Raw genomic sequence first — 25887 nt, forward strand, 5'->3', positions numbered from 1 at the left:
CTTTAGTCTTGTTGATCGATTTTGCGCTCAATCGCTTTGAGGCGCTTACTCATATCATCAATGTTCATCACCAGGGCTGCGGTTTTACGCCACACTTTGTTCGGTTGCAGCGGAATGCCGGAGGAGTAGACACCCGGTTCAGTGATAGGACGCATCACCATACCCATGCCTGTCACCGTGACTTTGTCGCATATTTCCATATGCCCATTAATCACGCTGGCACCACCGATCATGCAGTAACGGCCAATTTTCAAGCTGCCTGCCATGATTACGCCACCCGCAACTGCCGTATTGTCGCCAATCACAACGTTATGCGCAATCTGACATTGGTTATCAATGATAACACCATTGCCAATAATGGTGTCGTCGAGCGCACCGCGGTCAATGGTAGTGCAGGCACCGATCTCAACGCGATCGCCGATAATCACGCGGCCGAGCTGAGGGATCTTAATCCAGTTACCCCGATCGTTAGCATAGCCAAAGCCGTCTGAACCGATTACGGTACTTGACTGGATCAGGCAATTCTCGCCGATTTCGATCTCATGATAAACGGATACATTGGCCCACAAGCGGGTACCTGCGCCAATTTTTGTGTGTTTACCAACGAAGCAACCTGCACCAATCACCACATTATCACCGAGAACAACATCGGATTCGATAACGGCATTTGGGCCAATTGAGACGTTGTTACCCAGCTTAGCCGAAGGATCAATCACTGCACTGGCAGCAATGTTCTGCGCCGGCTGCGGCGTGGTATCAAGAATTTGAGCCATACGTGCGTAGGTCAGGTAGGGATTTTTCACTACCAGTGCACTTGAGGTGGCAAACGGAAGGTCGTCCTGCGTCAGAACGACAGCAGACGCCTGGCATTGAGCCAGGTGCTCACGGTACTTAGGGCTTACCATGAACGTTATTGTGCCTGCTTTAGCAGATTGCATGGACGCAACAGCGGTGATGACGATATCGCCATCACCGTGTAATTCTGCATCCAACTGCTGAGCGAGATCAGCCAGTCGAATTGAAGGCATTACTTATTTAACCTGTTTCAGAACATCAGCAGTGATGTCTTTCACATCGCTACCATTGAAAGCAACGGCGTTTGCATCAACAACCAGATCGATGTTCTGATCGGCTGCAACCGCTTTCACAGCGCTCTGGATACGAGTAACCAGTTTGCCGCGTTCTTCGTTAGAACGACGCTGACGATCCTGTTCGAAAGCCTGCGCTTTCTGAGAGAAAGTCTGACGCTGTGCCATTACGTCTTTTTCCAGCTTGCTACGATCGGCAGCTTTCATGGTAGAACCATCACGCTGCAAACGCTGCATTTTGGACTGAAGGTCGTTTTCCATACCCTGCAGTTCGCCAGCACGGCCTTTGAATTCGTTTTCCAGAGTCGCAGAAACACCCGTTTTCTGTGCAACCTGCTGGAAAAGATTACCCATGTTCACGATTGCAATTTTGTCCGCTGCCTGAGCAGAAGTTACCATCGCCAAACCCAGACCTGCAGCTAATAACCACTTTTTCACAATAAACTCCTTACCATCCCATTGGTACCCGAAGGTACCGTTCTTTGCGTGGCAAGGCGATCGTCTGTGCGATCGCCGGTTGTCAGCGCTACACTGCCAACGCATTCCATTGCAACGGATTATTACCAGGTTTTACCAATGTTAAACTGGAACTGCTCCGCTTTGTCTCCATCGTATTTCTTAAACGGCTGGGCGTAGGAGAAGACCAACGGCCCCAACGGTGACATCCATTGTAATGCGATACCTGCAGACATGCGAATATTGCTCGGATCGCTATAATCCGGCACACCCGCAGCTTTCATCTGAGCCGTGTTCTGCCAGTTGGTATCCCACACGGTACCTGCATCCCAGAAGAACGAAGTACGTACTGAGTTCGCATACTTATCGCTGATAAACGGAGTTGGTGTAATGAACTCAAGGCTCGCAACACCCATGGCGTTACCGCCCACCGCATCATCAGAACTACAGACTTCTGAAGACGATTTTTTATCGCAGTTATCAGTGTCGTTACCGCCGTAGTAAACCGCTTTCGGACCAATGTTATTGGACTGGAAGCCACGTACGGTGCTGGAACCACCTGCATAGAAGTTCTCATAGAATGGCAATTCTTTGCCACCTAAACCATCACCGTAACCCCAACGGGTACGACCCAGAACAACCCACTTGTGGTCGTCATCAATCGGGAAGTAAGACGCGGTATCCAGCGTGAGTTTGTAGAACTCGTTATCAGAACCCGGAACCGTCACTTTACCGTTGAGGTTAACGCGAGAACCTTCAGTCGGGAAGAAGCCACGGTCAAGACGGTTATAGGTCCAGCCGTAGTTAAAGGTGAAGTCATCAGCAGCGAAACCGTTGTTGTCGCTAGAGGTGCTTGCCTTCTGCCCGATTGAATCGAGATAACGCCACATGGCCACCTGTGGTTGCATATTGGACAGGTCGTTATGCACGTAACCTAAACCAGCACGCAGGGTGTTGTATTCATTTATCGGGAAACCGAGGGTGCCATCAAGACCATAACTTTTGTTGGTGTATGAGGACAGATCCGCGTCATCTGCTTTAAAGTCGTTATAGAAAATACGACCACCCAGACTGACACCGTCAACGGTGAAGTACGGGTTAGTAACAGAGAACTCGGAATAGGTCTGGTAGTCGTTCTTGGTACCATTGATACCAACGGAATACCCTGTACCTAACCAGTTATCCTGCTGAACGCCAACCTGGAAGCTCACGCCACTTTCTGTGCCGTAGCCCACACCGAAGTTAAAGCTACCGGTGTTACGTTCTTTTACTTTATAAACAACGTCTACCTGATCCGGGCTGCCTGATACACGCTGAGTGTCTGTATCAACTGTTTCAAAGTAACCCAGACGGTTCAGACGTTCTTTACCCTGGTCAACCAGATCGCTGCCCAGCCATGCGCCTTCCATCTGGCGCATTTCGCGACGCAGTACGGAATCTTTGGAGGTATCGTTACCTTCAAAGCGAATCTTACGCACATAGAAGCGGTTGCCCGCATCAACGTTGACGTGGAGCTTAACGGTTTTATCCGTATCGTTGATTTCAGGCTGGGTTTGTACACGCGGATAGGCGTAACCATAACGGCCGAGCAGCTTTTTAATGCCGTCTTCCATTTTGGTCACTTTCGCGCCGCTATACAGCTCGCCCGGCTGGAGCTTAGTCAGACTCTCGATCTCAGCAGAGTGACCCGCCAGGTTTCCACTGACTTCAACACCTGAAAGTTTGTACTGCTCGCCTTCAGTAATGTTAACCGTAATGTAGATCCCTTTCTTGTCCGGAGTCAGACTGACCTGAGTAGAGTCGATGTTGAAACGAGCGTATCCGCGATCCAGATAATAGCTACGCAGGGTTTCAAGATCGCCCGCCAGCTTCTGTTTCTGGTATTTACGATCGCCGACCACGTTCCACCACGGCACTTCATCGCGCAGCTGGAAGGTGGAGATCAGCTCGTCCGTACTGAACGCGTGGTTGCCCACGATGTTGATCTGCTGGATCTTCGCAGAGACGCCTTCCTGGAAGACGAGCTTCAGATCGACGCGGTTACGCGGCAGTGGGGTGACAACAGCTTTGACGCTTGCGCTGTATTTACCGACGCTGTAGTAGAAGTCTTCCAGTCCTTTTTCGATATCAGACAGGGTTGTGCGGTCCAGAGATTCACCCACACGAACACCCGATGCTTCAAGGTTTTGCTTGAGCATATCGTCTTTCACCGATTTGTTACCGGAGAAAGTGATACTGGCAATCGTTGGGCGTTCTTTCACCTGAACCAGCAGCGTATCACCATCACGCAGGACGCGGACGTCCTCAAAGTTGCCAGTGGCAAACAATGCGCGAATGGTATTACTGATATCTTCATCATTAACCGTGTCGCCCTGGCGAACTGGCATACTGAGGAGGGCCGCACCGACGGCGACACGCTGAAGGCCTTCGAAATGAATATCCTTCACTACGAACCCTTCAGCACCGTATACGGTTGCGCTGCTAAACAGCAGCGACGCTATGAGCAACTTTTTCATCGCCATCGTTATTATGCATTCTTCCTAACTATCTCTCTTACAACCGAGAGAAATCATTGAAAAGCGCAAGCCCCATTAACAGCACCAGCAGTATCGAGCCAATGCGATAACTAAAGTCTTGAACTCGCTCGGATACCGGCCCACCTTTTAGCTTTTCAATCGCTAAAAACAGCAGATGCCCACCGTCTAAAACGGGAAGCGGGAACAGGTTGATTATCCCGAGGTTCACGCTAATGAGCGCGAGAAACATGAGATAGTAAATCACCCCGTATTCTGCTGACATCCCAGCCCCTTGAGCGATAGAAATCGGCCCACTGAGGTTGTTCAGTTTTACGTCACCGGTTATCAATTTCCCCAACATGTTGACCGTAAGCTTCATCAGTTGCCATGTTTTATCCGTGGCTTCAAGGATGGCGCTAAACGGTCCATACTGGCGTATTGTTTTGTACTCATCTGGCAGCGGGATCACTTTTGGCACTACGCCAGCAAATCCTTCTGCCTTACCACCACCCGGCTTGGTGTCCGGGATGAGCGTCAAAGAGAGCGGACTCCCCTGCCGTTCAATTTCGACTGCCAGCGGTGTGCCAGGATTATCGCGCACCAGAATAACAAAGGTCATCCATTGTGTTAACGGCTGACCATCGACTTTAACGATCCTATCGCCCGCTTGCAAACCTGCTTTACTTGCAGCCGAATCAGCCTGCACTTCAGCTAACACAGGTTCAATCTGTGCACCACGAGGGCGAATCCCTAATGCAGCAACAGGATCTTCTTTGTCAGGCTCAAAAGTCCAGTGACGTAAATCGAGGACTTTGTCCTGACGCTGATTGGCCCCAAACGGTGAAACACTGATAGTGGTCTGGTCATCGCCGATTTTCGAAACCAATTGCAGCCTTACGGCATCCCAATCAGGGGTTTCGATACCATCGATTGCTTTAAGTTCCATACCTGGCGCAATTTGCGCTGTTGCTGCGACGGAGTTGGCGGTTATTTCGCCAACAACCGGACGAACACCAGGGACACCGATGATAAACACCAGCCAATAGGCGAAAACGGCGAAGATGAAGTTGGCTACCGGTCCGGCAGCAATGATAGCGGCGCGTTGGCCTACCGTTTTGTTATTGAACGCGTAATGTCGCATTTCGGGGGCGACTGGCTCTACACGCTCATCAAGCATTTTGACGTAGCCGCCGAGTGGGATAAGCGCAATAACAAACTCGGTTCCCTGTCGGTCAGTACGACGCCACAGTGATTTACCGAAGCCAATAGAAAAACGCTCGACCCGCACTCCGCAACGCCGGGCAACCCAGAAATGGCCAAACTCGTGCACGGTGATCAGTACACCAAGTGCAACAATGAACGCCGCCAAATTCCAAAGGATGCTCAGCATAAAACCTTCCGTTAAATCGTGCCAAATACCAGCAACAACAGGCATGCAAACACCGGTACCGCAGCCGTGAGGCTATCAATACGGTCCAGTATTCCACCATGTCCTGGAATGAGGTGGCCGCTGTCTTTGATCCCTGCTTCGCGCTTAAACATACTCTCGGTCAAATCACCCAATACTGATGCCAGTGCAGCGAAAATGGAACAAATCAGGAGCGTACCTGGAGCGACTTCAAGATTTGCCCACACGCTATAACCCCAGGAGATTAACGCGGCCGTAAACAGCCCACCAATGAACCCCTGCCAGGTTTTGCCAGGCGACACTTTCGGCGCCAGTTTATGTTTGCCGAACAGTTTGCCAAACATATAGGCACCGGAGTCAGCGCCCCAGACGAGAATCATCACATAAAGAAGCCACAGTGAGCCGCTGTAGTGGTTATCGTCATAGTGCCAGACGCGCAGCACAAGCATACCCCAGAAAAAAGGAATAATTGTGAGCAGGCCAAAAATCAGACGCAGCGTTTTAGAATTGCGCCAGAACGTTGCAGAACCGGGATAAAAAAGCACCAGCAGTAATGCGGCAACCCACCAGCCCAGCGAGGCCCACAGGGAACCTACGATCAATGGCTGATGAATATCGTGATGATATTCAGGCAACAGAAACAGCATCAGCGCCAGTAACAGGCCACAGAGTACTGCCAGCCATACCCGCTGAGTGCGCGAAGTAAAGCCGCTAAGCTGCCCCCATTCCCACGCCGCGAGCATACACACCACTAACGTGACAATGGCAAATCCCACCGGCGGCAGCAAAAACAGCGCCGCGATAACGATGGGTATTAATACAAAAGCGGAAATCAGGCGATACTTCAGCAAAAGCTACCCCCATCAGACTTTTTCGGTGCCAGGCTCAGTACCGCCGAAGCGACGCTCACGATTGGCAAAGGCATTCAACGCACCTTCAAAGTCTTGTTCATCAAAATCGGGCCAAAGAACATCCGTAAAGTAAAGTTCGGCGTAGGCAATTTGCCAAAGCAAAAAGTTACTAATTCGATGTTCTCCCCCTGTCCTAATAACCAAATCCACGGGTGCCAGTTCGTTCATGCAGATTTGCTGACCCAGCGCCTCTTCATCAATCTGGTCGGGTCTTAACAGCCCTTCCTGAACTTGCTCAGCCAAATGCCGAACACCCTGGATAATGTCCCAACGTCCACCGTAATTCGCCGCGATATTCAGCGTCAGACCGGTATTATTTTCGGTCACCGCTTCCGCTTTACGAATGCGTTCCTGCAGACGTGAGTTAAAACGACTGGTATCGCCGATAATGCGCAAGCGTACGTTGTGGCGGTGCAGGCTTTTTACTTCGCTGTCGAGCGCCCACACAAACAATTCCATCAACGCAGTCACTTCCTGCGGCGGTCGATTCCAGTTTTCACTGCTGAAAGCATAGAGCGTTAACGCATCAATGCCGTTATTGGCGGCAAAAGAAACGGCGCGGCGAACAGATTTCGCCCCAGCTTTATGCCCAAAGGCTCGTATCTTCCCTTGTCTTTTCGCCCAGCGGCCGTTGCCATCCATGATGATTGCTACATGGCGACAGCCATGAGCTGGCAAGTTTTCGCTTATTGGTTGATTCGCAGACAACATAACGCGTTTTTAGTCCCTGAAAGGATTTAACGGTACTCAGGAATACTGAAGCCTTTCCACAAAAAAGCCGTGTAAACCACGGCTTGCCTGACCACTCAAAGTCAAATGCCTGCAATCAGGTGGCGCAGACTATATCACTGAAGCCCAACGCTAACAAATAGCACGACCACTAGTGGGTGGATTATCACGAGCTTGCGAGACGTGTCACTTGTTGGTGCGCAACAACGCGCGCTGCAGCATCGACTGCCAGCACTTCTTCCACACTCTGTGGTTCACGCAGATCTATCGCTTCAAGAACCGACAAATTGAGTGTCGCAATATCTGTAAAGCGGATTCGCTGTTGCAGAAATGCTTCGACGGTAATTTCATTGGCCGCGTTGAGTGCCGTCGTCGCCGCTTGCCCCTGATCGAAGGCGTTCATCGCCAGCTTCAGACAAGGGTAGCGATCGTAGTCAGGTTCGCTGAAGGTCAATGCGCTGATTTTGCAAAAATCGAGCGGTTTTGCCCCAGAGATAACACGGTTTGGCCACGCCATGGAGTGAGCAATTGGCGTGCGCATATCCGGTTCACCCAATTGCGCAAGCACGCTGCCGTCCTGATAACGCACCATAGAATGAATCACAGACTGTGGGTGGATGAGCACTTCCATCTGTTTCGCCGACGCATTAAACAGCCAGCGGGCTTCAATGTATTCCAGACCTTTGTTCATCATAGTGGCGGAATCGACGGAAATTTTACGTCCCATCGACCAGTTCGGATGCCGACAGGCCTGAGCGGGCGTCATTGAAGCCAGCTCAGACATCGGCGTTTCACGGAACGGGCCACCAGACCCGGTAAGCAGAATCGACACAACGCCATTCTGCTCAAGGGAAGCGTAACCCAGGTTTTCCTGAAACGGTTGCGGCAAACTCTGAAAAATGGCGTTATGTTCGCTATCTACCGGTAAAAGTCGCGCACCGCGCGCCTTTACCGCGTCCATAAACAGGCGACCACAGGTGACCAGTGACTCTTTATTTGCCAGCAGTACCGTTTTACCGGCATCAATAGCAGCAAGCGTTGGCAGCAGCCCGGCCGCACCCACAATAGCCGCCATCACCAGGTCCACCTCGTTCAGCGCTGCCATTTCACACGCCGCCTGTTGGCCACTCAGAACTTTCGTACGACTGCCATTCTCCGCCAGCAGCGTTTTGACCTGGCGAGCACTTTCCTCGTCATCCATCACCGCATAGCGGGGAGTAAACTCCAGACATTGCTCAACCATACGCTGCACGTTCTTTCCGGCCACAAGAGCGGCCACCGTGTAGTGTTCAGGGTTATGACGAACAACGTCGAGAGTGCTGCAACCGATTGAGCCGGTCGAGCCGAGGAGAGTTAAATGCTTCATGAGATGCCCGGAAAAAAGTTAGACCATATAAAAGCAAAACGCCGCCAGCAAAGTCACAGGACTTTCTGTACGGCGTTTTATCAGATGACGTCAGAAATCAGAACTGCATCAGTTCCGCTTCTTTATCTGCCAGCGCCGCGTCAACTTTCTTGATCGCTGCATCGGTCATTTTCTGCACGTCGTCCTGGGAGCGACGATCGTCATCTTCGCTGATTTCTTTTTCTTTCAGCAGCGCTTTCACTTTATCGTTAGCATCACGACGTACGTTACGTACGGCAACGCGAGCGCCTTCAGCTTCGCCACGAACCACTTTAATCAGCTCTTTACGACGTTCTTCTGTCAGCGGAGGCAGTGGAACACGGATATCAGTACCCGCAGAGCTTGGGTTCAGACCCAAATCGGAAGCCATGATCGCTTTCTCAACAGCCGGGCCCAGAGAACGATCGAAAACGTTGATTTTCAGGGTACGGGTGTCTTCAACTGTGACGCTTGCCAGCTGACGCAGCGGAGTTGGAGTACCGTAGTATTCAACCACAATGCCATCGAGCAGGCTTGGAGAAGCGCGACCAGTACGCACTTTGCTGATTTGGTTTTTGAACGCTTCTACGCACTTTTCCATGCGTGTTTCAGCATCTTTTCTGATGTCGTTAATCACGTTACGAATCCTTGAAAACTAGTCTCAGGCAGACTATCCGCCAGCACAGCCGCTATGGGTGTGCTAAGTATAGTCGCGTTTAATTCATGACAACGCCAAAGGCGCGTCCAGGTAACAAACCCACTACAAAGTAATGCGGAATCTTACCTTGATTTGTCGTCAACGGATATTACTCCGTGATCAAAGTGCCTTCTTTTTCGCCCATCACTACGCGACGCAGTGCACCAGGCTTATTCATGTTGAAAACACGAATCGGTAATTTGTGGTCACGAGCCAGCGTGAAGGCGGCAAGATCCATCACTTTCAGCTCTTTATCCAGCACTTCGTTGTAGCTCAGCTGTTCGTACATGGTCGCAGTCGGATCAGTTGCCGGATCGGCAGTAAACACGCCATCCACTTTGGTCGCTTTCAGCACAACGTCTGCTTCGATCTCGATCCCGCGAAGGCACGCAGCGGAGTCAGTCGTAAAGAATGGGTTACCAGTACCGGCGGAGAGGATCACCACGCGGTTATTGCGCAGCAGGCTGATCGCCTCTGCCCAGCTGTAATTGTCACACACGCCATTCAGCGGAATAGCGGACATCAGGCGGGCGTTCACATAAGCACGATGAAGCGCATCACGCATTGCCAGGCCATTCATCACGGTTGCCAGCATACCCATGTGGTCGCCCACAACACGATTCATACCCGCTTTCGCCAGACCAGCGCCACGGAAAAGGTTGCCACCGCCAATCACCACGCCAACCTGGATACCCAGTTCAACCAGTTCTTTGATTTCCTGTGCCATGCGGTCGAGAATGCTTGCGTCAATACCGAAGCCTTCTGTTCCCTGCAGTGCTTCGCCACTCAGCTTAAGCAGAATGCGTTTGTACACGGGTTTTGCATTGGTAGCCATGTTTCTTTCCTGAGACTGTCAACGATTAAGATGGGGTTAATTCTGGCGACATTGTATGTCGCATATCAGCACAGAAACTAGCGGGCTCTGTCTGATTTACACACGAGGGGCAAAAAGAAGCCGCCCTCAGGCGGCTCCTTCGCAATCATTAAGACTGCTTGGACATTGCAGCAACTTCTGCTGCGAAGTCAGTTTCAACTTTCTCGATGCCTTCGCCCACTTCGAAGCGGATGAAGCCAGTCACATCAGCGTTGTGCTCTTTCAGCAGCTGAGCAACAGACTTGCTTGGATCCATTACGAAAGGCTGGCCAGTCAGAGAAACTTCGCCGGTGAATTTCTTCATGCGGCCTTCAACCATTTTCTCTGCGATTTCTTTTGGCTTGCCAGACTGCATGGCGATGTCCAGCTGAACCTGGTACTCTTTTTCTACTACTTCAGCAGACACGTCTTCTGGTTTAACGAATTCTGGTTTGCTTGCAGCGATGTGCATAGCCAGCTGTTTAACCAGCTCTTCGTCAGCGCCTTTAGCCGCTACCAGTACACCGATACGTGCGCCGTGCTGGTATGAACCCAGTACTTCGCCTTCCAGTGCAGCAACGCGACGGATGTTGATGTTCTCACCGATTTTAGCAACCAGGGCAACACGTTCTTCTTCGAACTGTGCTTTCAGAACGTCAACGTCAGTGATTTTGCCTGCAACAGCTGCGTCCAGAACTTTGTTAGCAAATGCCTGGAAGCCACCGTCTTTAGCAACGAAGTCAGTCTGGCAGTTAACTTCCAGAATGATGCTGTAGTTGCCGTTGATCTTAGTGATGATCACGCCATCAGCTGCAACGTTACCAGCTTTTTTCGCCGCTTTGATTGCGCCGGATTTACGCATGTTTTCGATTGCCAGCTCGATGTCGCCGTTCGCTTCAGTCAGCGCTTTTTTGCAATCCATCATGCCTGCGCCAGTACGCTCGCGCAGCTCTTTTACCAGGGATGCGGTAATTTCAGCCATTCTTTAATCCTCGGGAGAGATGTCCTGCCCGGTTAAAAAACCAGACAGTCTTAAAAGTGAAAAAGGGGCCAGAAAGAGGCCCCTATTTATACACGGTACTAAATAAGGGAGGACCTTATTATTCAGCTTCTACGAAGCTTTCTTCCGCCTGAGAAGCCAGATCCTGGGAACGGCCTTCACGAACGGTAGCTGCAACAGCGCTCAGGTACAGTGTAACTGCACGGATTGCATCGTCGTTACCCGGGATAACGAAGTCAACGCCGTCCGGATCGGAGTTGGTATCAACGATAGAGAACACTGGAATACCCAGGTTGTTCGCTTCTTTGATTGCGATGTGCTCGTGGTCAGCATCGATAACGAACAGAGCGTCTGGCAGACCGCCCATGTCTTTGATACCGCCCAGGCTGTTTTCCAGCTTGTCCAGCTCACGAGTACGCATCAGCGCTTCTTTCTTGGTCAGCTTATCGAAAGTACCGTCCTGAGACTGGATTTCCAGATCTTTCAGGCGCTTGATGGACTGACGAACAGTTTTCCAGTTGGTCAGCATGCCGCCCAACCAGCGATGGTTCACGAAGAACTGATCGCAGCTGTTTGCAGCTTCTTTCACAGCTTCGCTTGCAGCGCGTTTAGTACCAACAAACAGAATCTTACCTTTACGGGAAGAGATCTTGCTCAGCTCAGCCAGGGCTTCGTTGAACATTGGTACAGTTTTCTCAAGGTTGATGATGTGAACTTTGTTACGCGCGCCGAAGATGAAAGGCTTCATTTTCGGGTTCCAGTAACGGGTCTGGTGACCGAAGTGAACACCAGCCTTGAGCATGTCGCGCATGGAAACAGTTGCCATGTTTAAAACCTCTATTTAAAAGTTGGGGTTATGCCTCCACGTATCCCATATTACCGACCCCAAAGGGCACCCCGGAATATGTGCCGATACGTGTGTGTTATTTACACAAAGTGAGATTGTCGCTTCTGGTCCATCTTGTGTAGATGAAATGGATCGGAAGTCCGGCGCGCTTTATACCACAAAACACTACCAGACACCAACAGTTGTTGACGGAGTGTGCTGTTAATGATTCTCAATTTGGCAGGCGGCGCTCCAGACTGGTACCATTGACAACACTTAGACTAGTATTGTCGAAAAAATCGACACCGATGGACAGATTACATGGCTATCTCTATTAAGACCCCTGAAGAAATTGAAAAGATGCGCGTCGCCGGTCGTCTGGCCGCTGAAGTGCTGGAAATGATCGAGCCGTACATCAAACCGGGCGTCAGCACCGGTGAGCTGGATCGCATTTGTAACGACTATATTGTCAACGAGCAGCACGCGGTTTCCGCTTGCCTCGGCTATCACGGCTTCCCGAAATCCGTTTGCATCTCTATTAATGAAGTAGTGTGCCACGGTATTCCGGATGACGAGAAACTGCTGAAAGATGGCGATATCGTTAACATTGACGTGACCGTTATCAAAGATGAGTATCACGGCGATACCTCCAAAATGTTTATCGTCGGCAAACCGACCATTCTCGGCGAGCGTCTGTGCCGCATCACCCAGGAAAGCCTCTACCTGGCGCTGAAAATGGTGAAGCCGGGTATCCGCCTGCGTACCCTCGGTGCTGCCATTCAGAAATTCGTCGAAGCGGAAGGTTTCTCCGTGGTGCGCGAATACTGCGGGCACGGCATTGGCCGTGTCTTCCATGAAGAACCTCAGGTTCTGCACTACGATGCGGATGACGGCGGCGTGGTTCTGCAAAAAGGCATGACCTTCACCATCGAACCGATGGTGAACTCCGGCGACTACCGCATCCGCACCATGAAAGATGGCTGGACGGTAAAAACCAAAGACAGAAGCTTGTCTGCGCAGTACGAGCATACTATTGTGGTAACAGACAACGGCTGCGAAATTATGACGTTGCGAAAGGATGACACCATCCCGGCGATACTCTCGCACAACGAATAATAAGAAGCCGGCAAATGCCGGCTTTTTTAATGGCTATAGCTTTTACTTATGGGTGACGCACGAGATGAGTAACCTTTTACCCGAACAGTATCCGAACACAGCTCTGCCCACCCTGCCCGACCAGCCGGACAACCCCGGCGTCTGGCCACAGCGCGAGCTCACGGTGGCGGATATCAAAGCGCATATCGACGTTTTTCAGCGCTGGCTGGGAAAAGCCTTTGATGAAGGCATTTCGGCAGAAGAGCTTATCGAAGCGCGCACCGAATTTATCGATCAGCTGCTGCAGCGCCTGTGGATCGATTACGGCTTCGGCCAGATCAGTGACGTCGCACTGGTTGCGGTCGGCGGTTACGGACGCGGTGAACTGCACCCGCTTTCCGACATCGACCTGCTGGTACTGAGCCGCAAAAAACTGTCCGACGAGCAGGCGCAAAAAGTGGGTGAACTGCTGACGCTGCTGTGGGACGTGAAGCTGGAAGTCGGCCACAGCGTCCGCACGCTCGAAGAGTGTCTGCTCGAAGGACTGTCGGATCTTACCGTCGCCACCAACCTGATTGAAACGCGCCTGCTGATCGGCGATGTCGCGCTGTTCCTTGAACTGCAAAAGCACATTTTCAGCGACGGTTTCTGGCCATCAGAACGCTTTTTTGCCGCCAAGGTTGAAGAGCAAAATGTCCGCCACCAGCGCTATCACGGCACCAGCTATAACCTCGAACCGGATATCAAAAGCAGCCCAGGCGGCCTGCGGGATATTCATACTCTGCAGTGGGTCGCCCGCCGCCATTTTGGTGCGACATCGATGGACGAAATGGTCGGCTTTGGCTTTTTAACCGAAGCCGAACGCAACGAACTGAACGAATGTCTGCATCTGCTGTGGCGCATCCGTTTTGCACTGCATCTGGAAGTCACCCGCTATGACAACCGCCTGCTGTTTGACCGCCAGCTCAGCGTCGCCCAGCGCCTGAACTACAGCGGGGAAGGTAACGAGCCGGTTGAGCACATGATGAAGGATTTCTTCCGCGTGACTCGCCGCGTGTCTGAACTCAATCAGATGCTGTTGCAGCTGTTCGACGAAGCGATCCTGGCGCTGACTACCGATGAAAAACCGCGCCCGATTGATGACGAATTTCAGCTGCGCGGTACGCTTATCGATCTGCGCGATGAAACGCTGTTTATCCGCGAGCCGGAAGCAATCCTGCGGATGTTCTACACGATGGTGCGCAACAGCACGATCACCGGGATCTACTCCACTACGTTGCGCCATCTGCGCCATGCCCGTCGGCATCTGACGCAGCCTTTATGCTATATCCCGGAGGCGCGTTCGTTATTCCTGAGCATGTTGCGCCACCCCGGTGCGGTCAGCCGTGGGCTGCTGCCGATGCACCGCCACAGCGTGCTCTGGGCCTACATGCCGCAGTGGTCGCACATCGTCGGCCAGATGCAGTTTGACCTCTTCCATGCTTACACGGTAGATGAACACACCATTCGCGTGATGCTGAAACTGGAAAGTTTCGCCAAAGAAGAGACGCGCGCAAAACATCCGCTGTGCGTTGAGCTGTGGCCGCGCCTCAGCCACCCAGAGTTGATTCTGATTGCCGCCCTGTTCCACGATATCGCCAAAGGTCGCGGGGGCGATCATTCGGTGCTCGGCGCACAGGACGTGCTGAAATTTGCCGAACTACACGGGCTTAACTCCCGCGAAACGCAACTGGTCGCCTGGCTGGTACGCCATCACCTGTTGATGTCCGTCACCGCGCAGCGCCGCGATATCCAGGACCCGGAAGTGATCAAGCAGTTCGCCGAAATCGTGCAAACGGAAAACCGCCTGCGTTTCCTGGTCTGCCTGACTGTTGCGGATATCTGCGCTACCAACGAAACCCTGTGGAACAGCTGGAAGCAGAGCCTGTTGCGTGAGCTCTATTTCGCCACCGAAAAACAGCTGCGCCGCGGGATGCAAAACACACCGGATATGCGCGAGCGCGTGCGCCATCATCAGCTTCAGGCGCTGGCGTTGCTGCGAATGGATAACATTGATGAAGAAGCGCTGCACCAGATCTGGTCGCGCTGTCGGGCCAACTATTTTGTGCGTCACAGCCCACATCAGCTCGCCTGGCACGCGCGACATCTGTTGAAGCACGACCTGAAAAAACCGCTGATCCTGCTGAGCCCGCAGGCCACGCGCGGCGGCACGGAGATCTTTATCTGGAGTCCGGACAGGGCTTATCTGTTTGCCGCCGTTTGCGCCGAACTCGACCGGCGCAATCTGAGCGTTCATGACGCGCAGATCTTTACCACCCGCGACGGCATGGCGATGGATACGTTTATCGTGCTGGAGCCGGACGGCAGCCCGCTCTCTTCCGATCGTCACGAAGGCATTCGCTTCGGTCTGGAACAGGCGATTACCCAGCACAGCTGGCAGCCGCCGCAACCCCGTCGTCAGCCGGCCAAATTGCGTCATTTCACGGTTGATACAGAGGTCAATTTCCTGCCAACACACACAGACCGGAAATCGTTCCTCGAGCTGATCGCGCTGGACCAGCCGGGCCTGCTGGCGCGGGTTGGTCAGGTTTTTGCGGATCTGGGAATTTCGCTGCATGGCGCCCGAATTACAACCATTGGTGAGCGAGTAGAAGATTTATTCATAATCGCCACCGCCGACCGGCGTGCCCTTAATAATCAGCTGCAACTTGAGGTACAACAACGGTTGACAGCAGCCCTCAATCCAAACGATAAAGGGTGACGTGTTTTTTAGTGAAATGGAAAGAGTAAAAACAATGCAGCAGTTACAGAACGTTATTGAGTCCGCCTTTGAGCGTCGCGCCGAAATTACCCCGGCAAATGTGGATACCGTCACCCGCGAAGCGGTGAATCAGGTGATTTCTCTGCTTGATTCCGGCGCGCTGCGTGTCGCGGAAAAAATTAACGGCCAGTGGGTAACTCATCAGTGGCTGAAGATGGCCGTGCTGCTCTCTTTCCGCATTAACGATAACCAGGTTATCGACGGAGCAGAAAGCCGCTACTTCGATAAAGTGCCGATGAAATTCGCTGATTACGACGAAGCGCGTTTCCAGAAAGAAGGTTTCCGCGTGGTTCCGCCTGCGGCCGTTCGCCAGGGCGCATACATCGCACGCAACACCGTATTGATGCCGTCTTACGTCAACATCGGTGCGTATGTTGATGAAGGCTCGATGGTGGATACATGGGCAACCGTCGGTTCTTGCGCGCAGATCGGTAAAAACGTTCACCTGTCCGGTGGCGTCGGCATCGGTGGTGTTCTTGAGCCACTGCAGGCCAACCCAACCATCATCGAAGATAACTGCTTCATCGGTGCGCGTTCCGAAGTGGTTGAAGGCGTTATCGTGGAAGAAGGCTCAGTTATCTCGATGGGCGTTTACATTGGTCAGAGCACCCGCATTTACGATCGTGAAACCGGTGAAGTGCATTACGGTCGCGTACCGGCCGGTTCTGTTGTCGTCTCCGGCAACCTGCCGTCGAAAGATGGCAAATACAGCCTGTACTGTGCGGTTATCGTGAAAAAAGTCGATGCGAAAACGCGCGGCAAAGTCGGCATCAACGAACTGCTGCGTACCATCGATTAATCGGGTATAACAAAAAGCGGGGGCCACCCCGCTTTTTTTACATCTGATGGTGGCGAAGATAGATTTTTTCGTTAATTATTCATAGGTTATGTTGAGATCAAGGGTACCGCTATGTACGATAATCTGAAAAGTCTGGGCATTACCAATCCTGATGAAATTGATCGTTACAGCCTCCGCCAGGAAGCGAACAACGATATTCTGAAAATCTATTTTCACAAGGACAAAGGAGAGTTTTTCGCAAAGAGCGTGAAGTTCAAATACCCGCGTCAACGTAAAACCGTCGTCGCCGATGGCATTGGTCAGGGGTATAAAGAGGTTCAGGAAATCAGCCCGAACCTGCGCTATGTTATTGATGAACTCGATCAGATCTGCCAGCGCGATCGCACCGAAGTCGACCTTAAACGTAAGATCCTCGACGATCTGCGTCATCTGGAAAGTGTTGTGACTAACAAGATCAGCGAAATCGAATCTGATCTTGAGAAGTTAACGCGCGGGAAGTAAATGCTGTGGTGCGGTCTCCCTGTAGGCCGGGTAAGGCGAAGCCGCCACCCGGCACATAGGCGAGATTCGTGCGGTTAAACGCCCGGTGGCGCTGCGCTTACCGGGCCTACGTTCCAACAACATCACCTTTGTTCATCCAGCTGCAACGCCACATACAGCAGCAGTCTGTCATCGAAATTCCCCAAATCTAAGCCCGTCAGTTCTGATATACGATTCAACCGGTATTCCAGCGTATTGCGGTGAATAAACAGCGCTTTCGAGGTCGCCAGCGGTTGCACGTTATGGCGAAACCAGGCCTGCAACGTACGGCGCAGAAGCCCGTTATTATCCATTGCTTTCAGACGCACCAGCGGTCGCGCCAGTTCATTGGCCTGCCAGCCACCGCGTAAACTGTCGAGCAGCACCGGTAACATCAAATCCTGATAGAAATAGCCCCGGCTTTCGGGCATTCGTTGCTTGCCCACCATCATGGTGGTACGCGCCGTTCGCCACGACCGCGCGATGCTGCCCGGCCCGGTGAAATAGTTGCCGAGCGCGACGCGAAAACGCAGCTGACCGTTCTCTTTCATCCGTGCGATAAGTTGATCCACGCGACGACGGTGGTCTTCAGCGTCCCAGCGGCCAAACTGATTGAGCGCCGGTTTCAGAACCACCATCTCCGTCAGCGACACAATCGCCACGAGGTTATTGCGCTCCGGAGTAGCCAGCGCGTTTTGCAGCTGCTGCAACTCCGCCATCGCGCTGTCCACGCCGAGCTGACCGCTGTCCACTTCAATGACCGCCACCACGCGCGGCTGATTCAGGTCGATACCCAAACGCTGCGCCCATTCCGTCAGTGCAGGCGTGTGCTCTTCAGCCTGAATCAGGTTCATCACCAATTCTTCGCGCAGGCGGCTGTCCTGAGCCAGAAGATGCATCAGACGCGACTGTTCCAGCATCATCTCGGCGGTCATACACACCAGCTCACCGTATTTGCGCAGGGATTCCGGTTCGCCAGTCAGACCGATAACGCCGACGATTTCCCCTTCCAGTCGCAGAGGCAGATTGATTCCCTGACGCACACCGTGCAGATGCCGCGCAACCGCATCGTCGATATCCACCACTCGTCCCTGAGAGAGCACCAGAAGCGCACCTTCGTGCAATTCCCCAATGCGTTCACGATCGCCGCTGCCGATAATTCGCCCACGGGCATCCATTACGTTGATATTGGTATCAATGATGCGCATGGTTCGTGCCACGATTTCCTGCGCCATTTTGGTATCAAGATGCCAGCCAGCCATGTAACCCTCCTGTGAGCAGAGCTCAAGCATAGGGGAGTTCAAAGGGCGTCGCATTGTGCGAATGCACAAAGTCAGTGAGAGAAGTATGGACTTGTGGAAAGGGTCACAGAAAAGGAAAAGCCCCTGCCTGAGTGCAGGCAGGGGCTGAGGGGATTACTGCATCAACAGGTACAGAGTGGTGTCACCACGCTGAATATTCAGCGCCAGCACCGTTGGTTTGCTGTCGAGAATTTTGCGCAGTTCCGCAATGTTTTTCACCGGCTGCTGGTTCGCACCGATAATCACATCGCCTTTTTTCAGGCCAATACGCGCCGCCGGGGTGTTGGCTTTCACGTCGCTCACCACCACTCCTTTATCCGCGCCTTTGTTGCTCATATCCGCACCTTCAATACCGCTGAAGATGGTGCTGGAATCAACCTGATTCTGGCTGCTCTGCTGCAGTTCCAGGCTCACGTTGACCGGTTTGCCATCGCGCAGCAGGCCGAGAGACACTTTGCTGCCGACCGGCATAGAGCCGACTTCAGCACGCAGCGCCGCGAAGCTGCTGATTGGCTTGCCATTCAGCGTGGTAATAACATCACCCGCCTTGATACCGGCCTTCGCCGCAGAGGAGTTCGGCATGACCTGGCTGACGAATGCGCCGCGCTGAGCGTCCACTTTCATCGCTTTCGCCAGTTCTGAGTTCAGTTCGGTACCCAGAATACCCAGCTCACCACGTTTCACCTGGCCAAACTCAACCATCTGACCGGTCAGGTTTTTCACCATGTTGCTCGGGATCGCAAAGCCGATACCGATGTTACCGCCGTCCGGTGCCAGGATCGCGGTGTTAATCCCGATCAATTCACCGTTCAGGTTAACCAACGCACCGCCGGAGTTACCACGGTTAATTGCTGCATCGGTCTGGATAAAGTTTTCATAGTTTTCCGCGTTCAGGCCGCTACGGCCCAGCGCAGAAACGATACCAGAGGTCACGGTTTCACCCAGACCAAACGGGTTGCCGATGGCCACGGTGTAATCACCCACGCGCAGAGCGTCGGAATCGGCCAGTTTAATCGCCGTCAGGTTTTTCGGATCCTGAATCTGAATCAGGGCGATGTCTGAGCGTGGGTCTTTACCCACCACTTTGGCATCAAACTTACGGCCATCGCTCAGCTGGACTTTGATGGTGCTGGCATTGTCGACAACGTGGTTATTGGTGACGACATAGCCTTTGGCTGCGTCAATGATGACACCTGAGCCGAGCGCCATGAATTTCTGCTGCTGTCCGCCGCCGTTACCGCCGCCTGGGGTATCATCACCCGCGCCGCCACCCTGACAGAACGGTGAACTCTGGAACGGGGAACCGTCCTGGCAGAACGGTGAGTTATCACCGAAGAACTGCTGGAAGTTGCGCGGCATGCGCGGTGTATTAACGGTTGTGCTCCCCTCAACGTTAATACTCACCACCGATGGCATCACTTTTTCGAGCATCGGGGCAAGGCTTGGCATCTGCTGCGCGGTTGCTGCCGAAGACGCGGTCTCGGCTGCGGTGGCAGTCAGAGGGGATAACGCTAAACCTAAACTCAGAGCCAGTGCACTCATTGCTAATGTGGTTTTTTTCATATTCTCAATCTCGATTTACAGATAACGCAAAATTGCTGTGTACATCAGATTCGTTTTATAGCCTGAAGTTCCAGGATTAAGTTTCTGGAAAAAGTAAAAATTTATTGGTCGTCTTTACAAAACTCATTCCTTATTCCACTGCCATCAGACGGCGGTATTCATCCCATGCATACAAATCGGTCATTCCGCTGATATAGTCCTGAATAAGTCGACAGCGATAATAATATTCCATAACGGGCCACTGCACGGAATCACGATCGATTTTACTCACTGCTTCGACGTAGGCAAGACGATGACGGGTCGAGAGTTTATGCAGCAGACGGGTTTCAATCGGCAGGCGCTTAACGCGATCTTTTTCCACCAGCTCGGTAAATTCATCGACGGATAATTGCAGCAGCGGACGATAAATTTCCAGCAGGCCGCTAATCACCCGATAGCCCTGTAATTCCAGCTGTTCAACATCCGGGTGACTGAAAACATGGCGCATCGCAACGTGCTTATACAACTCAAGCAGTTGGCTAAAATCGCTGTCGTCTTCCAGCAGCGCATGATTAAACTCGCCGCTAAAAATGTCCGGTAAATTATCGATAAAACGCGCCGCCGCGTAGGGCACCAGTTTATTTAACGTGTTGACCCGCAAATACATAAAGAACTGATCTTCGGTACTGCGACTCAATGAATTGGAGCGCGATTTTTCCCACGCGTTTTCGACGACCTGAGAAAACAGTGAGCCTTTCTCGTGCTTGCCCCAGGCCTCATAAAGGTGCTGATAAAGTTCTTCAACGCTAAATATTCTTTTTTCGACGGCATCTTCCAGATCGGCCACGCAATAGGATATATCGTCTGCGGCTTCCATAATCCACGTCAATGTAAAGCGGCCATGTGGGGTCAAAGAAAGTTCTTTACGCAGCCTTTCAATATAGCGTTCTTCAGATAAATAATAGCCGGGCTTTTTCATTAAATAGCTGTGCGTCGCGGGCGGTTCGCCCATCCACCACGCCGGGCGGGTATATTTAAGAATACAGCCGACCTGCGCCCACGTCAGGTTCATTCGCATCAGAGAATGCACCAGCCGAATCCCCTGCGCATTCCCTTCAAACTGACAAAGATCCTGACGCACCTTGCGCCGCAGGTCGTTTAAGGTCTCTTCGCCTTCACGCAGTTTTAGGGCTCTGACGATACAGCGATCGTCGCTGAGGGGCTGGCTTGCTGCATCTGAGGGAAACAGTTTTTGTTTAAACCAGTCGTTAATCGCCGCTTCACCGAAATGACCAAACGGCGGATTGCCGATGTCGTGCATCAGGCAGGCCATCTCAACGATGCTTTCGAACGGCCCGGTCAGCTCATCCAGACCGTAGGTTTCGAGCAAACGCTGCTCTTTCAGACGGCTTAAAATCTCTTTGGCAATGTAGCGCCCGACCTGCTGTACTTCCATAGAATGGGTCAGACGCGTGCGGACAGCGGCGTTGCGCTCCAGTGGAAACACCTGAGTTTTTTGCTGCAAGCGGCGGATCGCCGGCGAATTGACTATGCGCCCGCGATCGCTTTCAAAAATACGCAGGATCTCGTGTTCACTCTTTTCTCCCTGCGGAGAACGGAAACGACGATGCCAGTTAATTTTATTGCGAAAATCGATTGGTGCCATGAGCTCCCCCGCCTGAGAATGCGTTTCCCCTGATGCGCATGATAGACTATGCATCTTAACAAGGCACATCGCGAGTAAATCTATGAAAATCGGCATTATTGGTGCAATGGAAGAAGAAGTTACGCTGCTGCGTGACAAAATTGAGAACTGTCAGACCCTCACTCTGGGTGGCTGTGAAATCTACACCGGCCAGCTGAACGGAACTGACGTCGCTCTGCTGAAATCAGGCATCGGTAAAGTAGCGGCAGCACTGGGCGCGACCCTGCTGCTTGAGCGCTGCAAACCGGGCGTGATCATCAATACCGGTTCTGCGGGCGGTCTGGCTCCTACCCTGAAAGTGGGCGATATCGTGGTCTCCGATGAAGCGCGTTATCACGATGCCGATGTCACAGCATTCGGTTACGAGTACGGCCAGCTGCCTGGTTGTCCGGCAGGTTTTAAAGCCGACGATAAGCTGGTAGCTGCCGCAGAAAGCTGCATCGCCGAGCTGAACCTCAACGCCGTACGCGGCCTGATCGTCAGCGGCGACGCCTTCATCAATGGTTCCGTGGGTCTGGCGAAAATCCGCCACAACTTCCCGCAGGCGATTGCCGTTGAAATGGAAGCGACCGCGATTGCGCACGTGTGCCATAACTTCAGCGTACCGTTCGTGGTGGTTCGCGCCATCTCCGACGTGGCCGATCAGCAATCCCACCTGAGCTTCGACGAGTTCCTGGCGGTTGCTGCTAAACAGTCCACCATCATGGTCGAAACCCTGGTGCAGAAACTGGCGCGTGGCTAAGTGTGTAAGGGCGCTGGTCGCCCTCTTTCTGCTGGCACCGGCGTGGCTCGCTGCCGCGCCTCGCGTCATTACCCTCTCCCCCGCCAATACGGAACTGGCTTTCGCCGCTGGGATCACGCCAGTGGGCGTCAGCAGCTTTTCAGACTATCCCCCGGAAGCGAAAAAGATTGAAGAGGTCTCGACCTGGCAAGGGATGAACCTTGAACGCATTGTTGCGCTCAAACCGGATCTGGTGCTGGCCTGGCGCGGCGGAAACGCCGAGCGGCAGGTCAATCAGCTCTCAGCGCTTGGGATAAAAGTGCTGTGGGTCGATGCCATCAGCATTGAGCAAGTGGCGCAGGCGCTGCGTGATTTAGCGCCCTGGAGCCCAACGCCGAAAAAAGCCCAGCAGGCCGCGCAGCAGTTGCTTAACGACTATGCTGCACTGAAGGCAAAATATGACACGCCAGTGAAAAAGCGCGTTTTCCTGCAATTTGGCAGCCAGCCGCTGTTTACCACCGGTAAAGGGTCGATTCAGAATCAGGTTCTGGAAGTGTGCGGCGGTGAAAATATCTTCGCAGCCAGCCGCGTTCCGTGGCCGCAGGTCAGCCGCGAACAGGTGATTGCGCGTCAGCCACAAGCGATTGTGGTGATTGGGAATGCGAGCGAGATTCCGAAAATAGAACAATTCTGGCAAAGCCAGCTAAAAATTCCGGTTATCGCCCTGCACAGTGACTGGTTTGAACGCGCAAGCCCGCGTATTATCCTCGCCGCAAAACAACTCTGCTCTGCCCTCGCGCAGAGCCAGTAATTAACCCTCATCGTCTGAGGATTGAAAAATGCTCGTTTATTGGCTGGATATCCTTGGCACAGCCGTTTTTGCTATCTCCGGCGTTTTGCTGGCGGGCAAATTACGCATGGATCCGTTTGGCGTATTGGTGCTTGGCGTGGTAACGGCAGTCGGCGGGGGAACGATCCGCGATATGGCCCTCGATCACGGTCCGGTATTTTGGGTGAGAGATCCGACCGATCTGGTCGTCGCGATGGTGACCTGTATGCTGACGATCGTGCTGGTGCGCCAGCCGCGTCGCTTACCGAAATGGATTCTGCCGGTACTGGATGCGGTGGGTCTGGCGGTGTTTGTCGGCATCGGCGTCAATAAAGCTTTTATGGCGGGTACAGGACCACTGGTGGCGATTTGCATGGGCGTGCTGACCGGCGTCGGCGGAGGGATTATCCGCGATATTCTGGCCCGTGAAGTCCCGATGATTCTGCGCACTGAAATCTATGCCACCGCCTGTATTATCGGCGGGATTGTCCACGCGACGGCGTTTTACACCTTTGGCGTTGAGCTGGAAACGGCGGCGATGATCGGCATGGTGGTGACGCTGGTGATTCGACTGGCGGCTATTCGCTGGCACCTGAAGCTACCGACGTTTGCATTGGATGAGAACGGAAGGTAAAAGCAAAAGGCAACCACGAGGTTGCCTTTTTAGTGTTTTCTCCCTCTCCCCGTGGGAGAGGGCCGGGGTGAGGGCATCAAACCGCACCATCCCCGCGCATCATTAAATGCTAAACGAAGAACCACACCCGCAGGTGCTTTTAGCGTTCGGGTTGGTCACCACAAAGCGCGATCCTTCCAGGCCTTCGGTGTAATCCACCGCGCCGCCGACCAGATATTGCAGGCTCATCGGGTCAACGACCAGCGCGACGCCCTGCTTCTCAATTGTCATATCACCGTCGTTTACCTGATCGTCAAAGGTGAAACCATACTGGAAGCCGCTGCAACCGCCGCCGGTAATATACACACGCAGTTTCAGCTCCGGATTATCTTCATCCGCAATCAGGCTTTTCACTTTAATGGCTGCTGCTTCGGTAAACTGCAACGGCAGCGCTACGTCATCACTCATTTTTTGCTCCCATGAATACTGCTACTGAATCGGATTAAAAAACATCCAATTCTTTTTTTCATTATCTAATACCCTGGTAATTCATTCAAGTATTCTGCTTCTCAGCCAGTGCCGCCTCTTGTTTCGCCAGAGTACGAGCAAGAATGGTGGAGTATAGCGGCTTTCCGCCCAGGAATTGGGCTAATAGTGTCGCCCCGAGGCAGGTAATGATCATTGGCAAAATGAGCTGATAATTATCCGTCATCTCCAGAACCAGCACGATAGCGGTCAGCGGCGCACGCAAAGAGGCTGCCAGCAGCGCCCCCATTCCGGCAATCGCAAAAGTGCCAGGCATCAGCTCATACGCCGGAAATCCTGCGGCAGCGGCCATGCCGAACGCGGTGCCAAGCAGCATTCCCAGCGCCAACATCGGGGCAAAAATCCCACCCGGCGCACCGGAAGAGAAGCACAGCAGCGTCGTCACCACGCGGGAGATAAACAGGAACAGCAGCATGCCGAGACTAAAATTCCCCGCCATAGCGATAGGGATCAGACTAAACCCGCCGCCCGCCGAACCCGGCTGGATCACGCCCAACACGCCGCACAGGCCGCCAAGTAAACCGCCGATCAACACCCACTTGGTGATATTCCCGCCGTGAATACGCTGGAACATATCCTGGGTTTTAAGCACCAGGAAATTAAACAGCGGCCCCAGCACGCCGAAAATCATCCCCAGAATCAAATACAGCCACAGCGTATTCACCGGCGCATTGGTGAGTTTACCCACTTCAATCACCGCCGATTCGCCGTTAAAAATGCGGAACACAATGCTCGACATGATCACGCCGGTGAAGACGGCTTTTATCGAGATAAGGTTGTAGCGAAACTGCGGGCGCATCTCTTCGATGATAAACAAGATCCCAGCCAGCGGCGCGTTAAACGCCGCCGACAGCCCTGCCGCCGCACCGGTTGCCAGCAGCGTATGCCGCGCCTCGCCGCTGCGCATGCGGAAAATATCCCCCACCATGCGCCCGATATTCCCGCCAAGCTGCACCGTTGGCCCTTCACGCCCCAGCACCATCCCCGCCCCGAGCGTGCCCATCCCGCCGATAAATTTAACCGGAATAACGCGCCACCAGCGCACCGGACGTAACTCTTCCAGCGCGCCTTCGATTTCTGGAATACCTGACCCGCCTGCCTCCGGGGCAAATTTGCGCACCAGGAAATAGCCGACCATTGCCAGAATTGCCGACAGCCCAAACGCCAGCGACCACAATAGCCACGGGGTATCTGCCACGCCGCCCAGCGTGCCGATGCGCCAGTTCTGCACGCCATTGACGGCTTTCTCAAACGCCACACCGACCAGCCCGGCCAGCGTGCCGACAACCGCCGCCATCACCAGAATCATCAGCGGGGTTTTATCGCGATTCAGTAAACGTCGAACGCTGGCCCGGCGTCGCAGGCGCGCAAATTGCTGTTCTTCAAACGAGGAGTTTTGTGCTGTCATCACGGGTTCTTTTATTGGTAATACAAATCACGCAGGGATTTTAATGTCCCTGGCGCAGCCCGTCGCCTGAAAAATCCTTAACAATTGTTTAGGATCATAAGGGCAAAAATTTTATAAGCA

23 protein-coding genes are annotated in these 25887 nt (G+C 53.0%); 7 read left to right on the forward strand and 16 right to left on the reverse strand.

The genetic code is table 11. The annotated features are described in order from the left end of the window. Positions 1-2: 2 nt before the first annotated feature. The 11 genes from lpxD to rpsB form a co-directional block, all read right to left on the reverse strand. Entirely contained in the window at positions 3-1028 is a 1026-nt protein-coding gene (gene lpxD, locus JBO43_RS06575; protein ID WP_095280848.1) for a UDP-3-O-(3-hydroxymyristoyl)glucosamine N-acyltransferase, read from the reverse strand. 3 nt (positions 1029-1031) lie between these two features. Next, entirely contained in the window at positions 1032-1526 is a 495-nt protein-coding gene (skp, locus tag JBO43_RS06580) for a molecular chaperone Skp (protein WP_095280847.1), read from the reverse strand. 122 nt (positions 1527-1648) lie between these two features. Beyond that, positions 1649-4066, reverse strand: coding sequence for an outer membrane protein assembly factor BamA (gene bamA, locus JBO43_RS06585; RefSeq protein ID WP_095280846.1), 2418 nt, complete (start codon positions 4064-4066; stop codon positions 1649-1651). A 31-nt stretch (positions 4067-4097) separates the two neighbouring features. Then, complete coding sequence (gene rseP / locus JBO43_RS06590) at positions 4098-5450, reverse strand: sigma E protease regulator RseP (RefSeq protein WP_095280845.1); 1353 nt, start codon at positions 5448-5450, stop codon at positions 4098-4100. A gap of 11 nt (positions 5451-5461) precedes the next feature. After that, positions 5462-6319, reverse strand: coding sequence for a phosphatidate cytidylyltransferase (cdsA, locus tag JBO43_RS06595; protein WP_202673968.1), 858 nt, complete (start codon positions 6317-6319; stop codon positions 5462-5464). A 12-nt stretch (positions 6320-6331) separates the two neighbouring features. Beyond that, positions 6332-7090, reverse strand: coding sequence for a (2E,6E)-farnesyl-diphosphate-specific ditrans,polycis-undecaprenyl-diphosphate synthase (gene ispU, locus JBO43_RS06600; RefSeq protein WP_095280843.1), 759 nt, complete (start codon positions 7088-7090; stop codon positions 6332-6334). Between the two features lie 184 nt (positions 7091-7274). Then, complete coding sequence (gene ispC, locus JBO43_RS06605) at positions 7275-8474, reverse strand: 1-deoxy-D-xylulose-5-phosphate reductoisomerase (RefSeq protein WP_202673969.1); 1200 nt, start codon at positions 8472-8474, stop codon at positions 7275-7277. A 97-nt stretch (positions 8475-8571) separates the two neighbouring features. Next, positions 8572-9129 (reverse strand): ribosome recycling factor, encoded by a 558-nt coding sequence (gene frr / locus JBO43_RS06610; RefSeq protein ID WP_095280841.1) that lies wholly within the window; start codon positions 9127-9129, stop codon positions 8572-8574. Positions 9130-9298: 169 nt separating this feature from the next. Next, entirely contained in the window at positions 9299-10024 is a 726-nt protein-coding gene (gene pyrH / locus JBO43_RS06615) for a UMP kinase (protein ID WP_095280840.1), read from the reverse strand. 148 nt (positions 10025-10172) lie between these two features. Then, positions 10173-11024, reverse strand: a complete 852-nt coding sequence (tsf, locus tag JBO43_RS06620) for a translation elongation factor Ts (RefSeq protein WP_095280839.1) — start codon at positions 11022-11024, stop codon at positions 10173-10175. Positions 11025-11142: 118 nt separating this feature from the next. Then, positions 11143-11868, reverse strand: coding sequence for a 30S ribosomal protein S2 (gene rpsB / locus JBO43_RS06625; protein WP_095280838.1), 726 nt, complete (start codon positions 11866-11868; stop codon positions 11143-11145). Between the two features lie 321 nt (positions 11869-12189). On the opposite strand from rpsB, the gene map reads away from it, so the two are divergent. The 4 genes from map to JBO43_RS06645 all read left to right on the forward strand — a co-directional run bounded on the left by map (position 12190) and on the right by JBO43_RS06645 (position 17084). After that, positions 12190-12984, forward strand: coding sequence for a type I methionyl aminopeptidase (gene map / locus JBO43_RS06630; RefSeq protein WP_095280837.1), 795 nt, complete (start codon positions 12190-12192; stop codon positions 12982-12984). Positions 12985-13048: 64 nt separating this feature from the next. Then, positions 13049-15724, forward strand: coding sequence for a bifunctional uridylyltransferase/uridylyl-removing protein GlnD (glnD, locus tag JBO43_RS06635; RefSeq protein WP_103949107.1), 2676 nt, complete (start codon positions 13049-13051; stop codon positions 15722-15724). Between the two features lie 34 nt (positions 15725-15758). Beyond that, positions 15759-16583, forward strand: coding sequence for a 2,3,4,5-tetrahydropyridine-2,6-dicarboxylate N-succinyltransferase (gene dapD / locus JBO43_RS06640; protein WP_095280835.1), 825 nt, complete (start codon positions 15759-15761; stop codon positions 16581-16583). 111 nt (positions 16584-16694) lie between these two features. Further along, complete coding sequence (locus JBO43_RS06645) at positions 16695-17084, forward strand: DUF3461 family protein (RefSeq protein WP_095280834.1); 390 nt, start codon at positions 16695-16697, stop codon at positions 17082-17084. A gap of 122 nt (positions 17085-17206) precedes the next feature. Here JBO43_RS06645 and cdaR read toward each other — a convergent pair whose 3' ends face one another. The 3 genes from cdaR to dgt form a co-directional block, all read right to left on the reverse strand. Continuing rightward, positions 17207-18364 (reverse strand): DNA-binding transcriptional regulator CdaR, encoded by a 1158-nt coding sequence (cdaR, locus tag JBO43_RS06650; RefSeq protein ID WP_095280833.1) that lies wholly within the window; start codon positions 18362-18364, stop codon positions 17207-17209. 153 nt (positions 18365-18517) lie between these two features. Beyond that, a complete protein-coding gene (gene degP / locus JBO43_RS06655) occupies positions 18518-19966 on the reverse strand; it encodes a serine endoprotease DegP (RefSeq protein ID WP_095280832.1) in 1449 nt (482 codons plus the stop codon). Positions 19967-20096: 130 nt separating this feature from the next. Further along, a complete protein-coding gene (gene dgt, locus JBO43_RS06660; protein WP_202673970.1) occupies positions 20097-21611 on the reverse strand; it encodes a dGTPase in 1515 nt (504 codons plus the stop codon). An 82-nt stretch (positions 21612-21693) separates the two neighbouring features. Here dgt and mtnN point away from each other — a divergent pair, with 82 nt between their 5' ends. From mtnN to JBO43_RS06675, 3 genes are read left to right on the forward strand one after another with little or no spacing between them, the layout of a single operon-like run. Continuing rightward, positions 21694-22392: a 5'-methylthioadenosine/S-adenosylhomocysteine nucleosidase gene (gene mtnN / locus JBO43_RS06665; RefSeq protein ID WP_202673971.1), complete on the forward strand. Its 699-nt coding sequence runs from the start codon at positions 21694-21696 to the stop codon at positions 22390-22392. Then, positions 22385-23182 (forward strand): vitamin B12 ABC transporter substrate-binding protein BtuF, encoded by a 798-nt coding sequence (btuF, locus tag JBO43_RS06670; protein ID WP_202673972.1) that lies wholly within the window; start codon positions 22385-22387, stop codon positions 23180-23182. Before mtnN ends, btuF begins: the two co-directional genes overlap by 8 nt. A gap of 28 nt (positions 23183-23210) precedes the next feature. Further along, positions 23211-23834: a TRIC cation channel family protein gene (locus JBO43_RS06675; RefSeq protein WP_095280828.1), complete on the forward strand. Its 624-nt coding sequence runs from the start codon at positions 23211-23213 to the stop codon at positions 23832-23834. Between the two features lie 102 nt (positions 23835-23936). Here JBO43_RS06675 and erpA read toward each other — a convergent pair whose 3' ends face one another. Together erpA and clcA are read right to left on the reverse strand one after the other, a co-directional pair. Beyond that, positions 23937-24281 (reverse strand): iron-sulfur cluster insertion protein ErpA, encoded by a 345-nt coding sequence (gene erpA / locus JBO43_RS06680; protein WP_095280827.1) that lies wholly within the window; start codon positions 24279-24281, stop codon positions 23937-23939. An 85-nt stretch (positions 24282-24366) separates the two neighbouring features. Then, positions 24367-25767: a H(+)/Cl(-) exchange transporter ClcA gene (gene clcA / locus JBO43_RS06685; protein WP_095280826.1), complete on the reverse strand. Its 1401-nt coding sequence runs from the start codon at positions 25765-25767 to the stop codon at positions 24367-24369. Positions 25768-25887: the final 120 nt, after the last annotated feature.

The sequence above is a fragment of the Lelliottia jeotgali genome (genome assembly GCF_016771845.1).
Lineage (GTDB): Bacteria > Pseudomonadota > Gammaproteobacteria > Enterobacterales > Enterobacteriaceae > Enterobacter > Enterobacter jeotgali.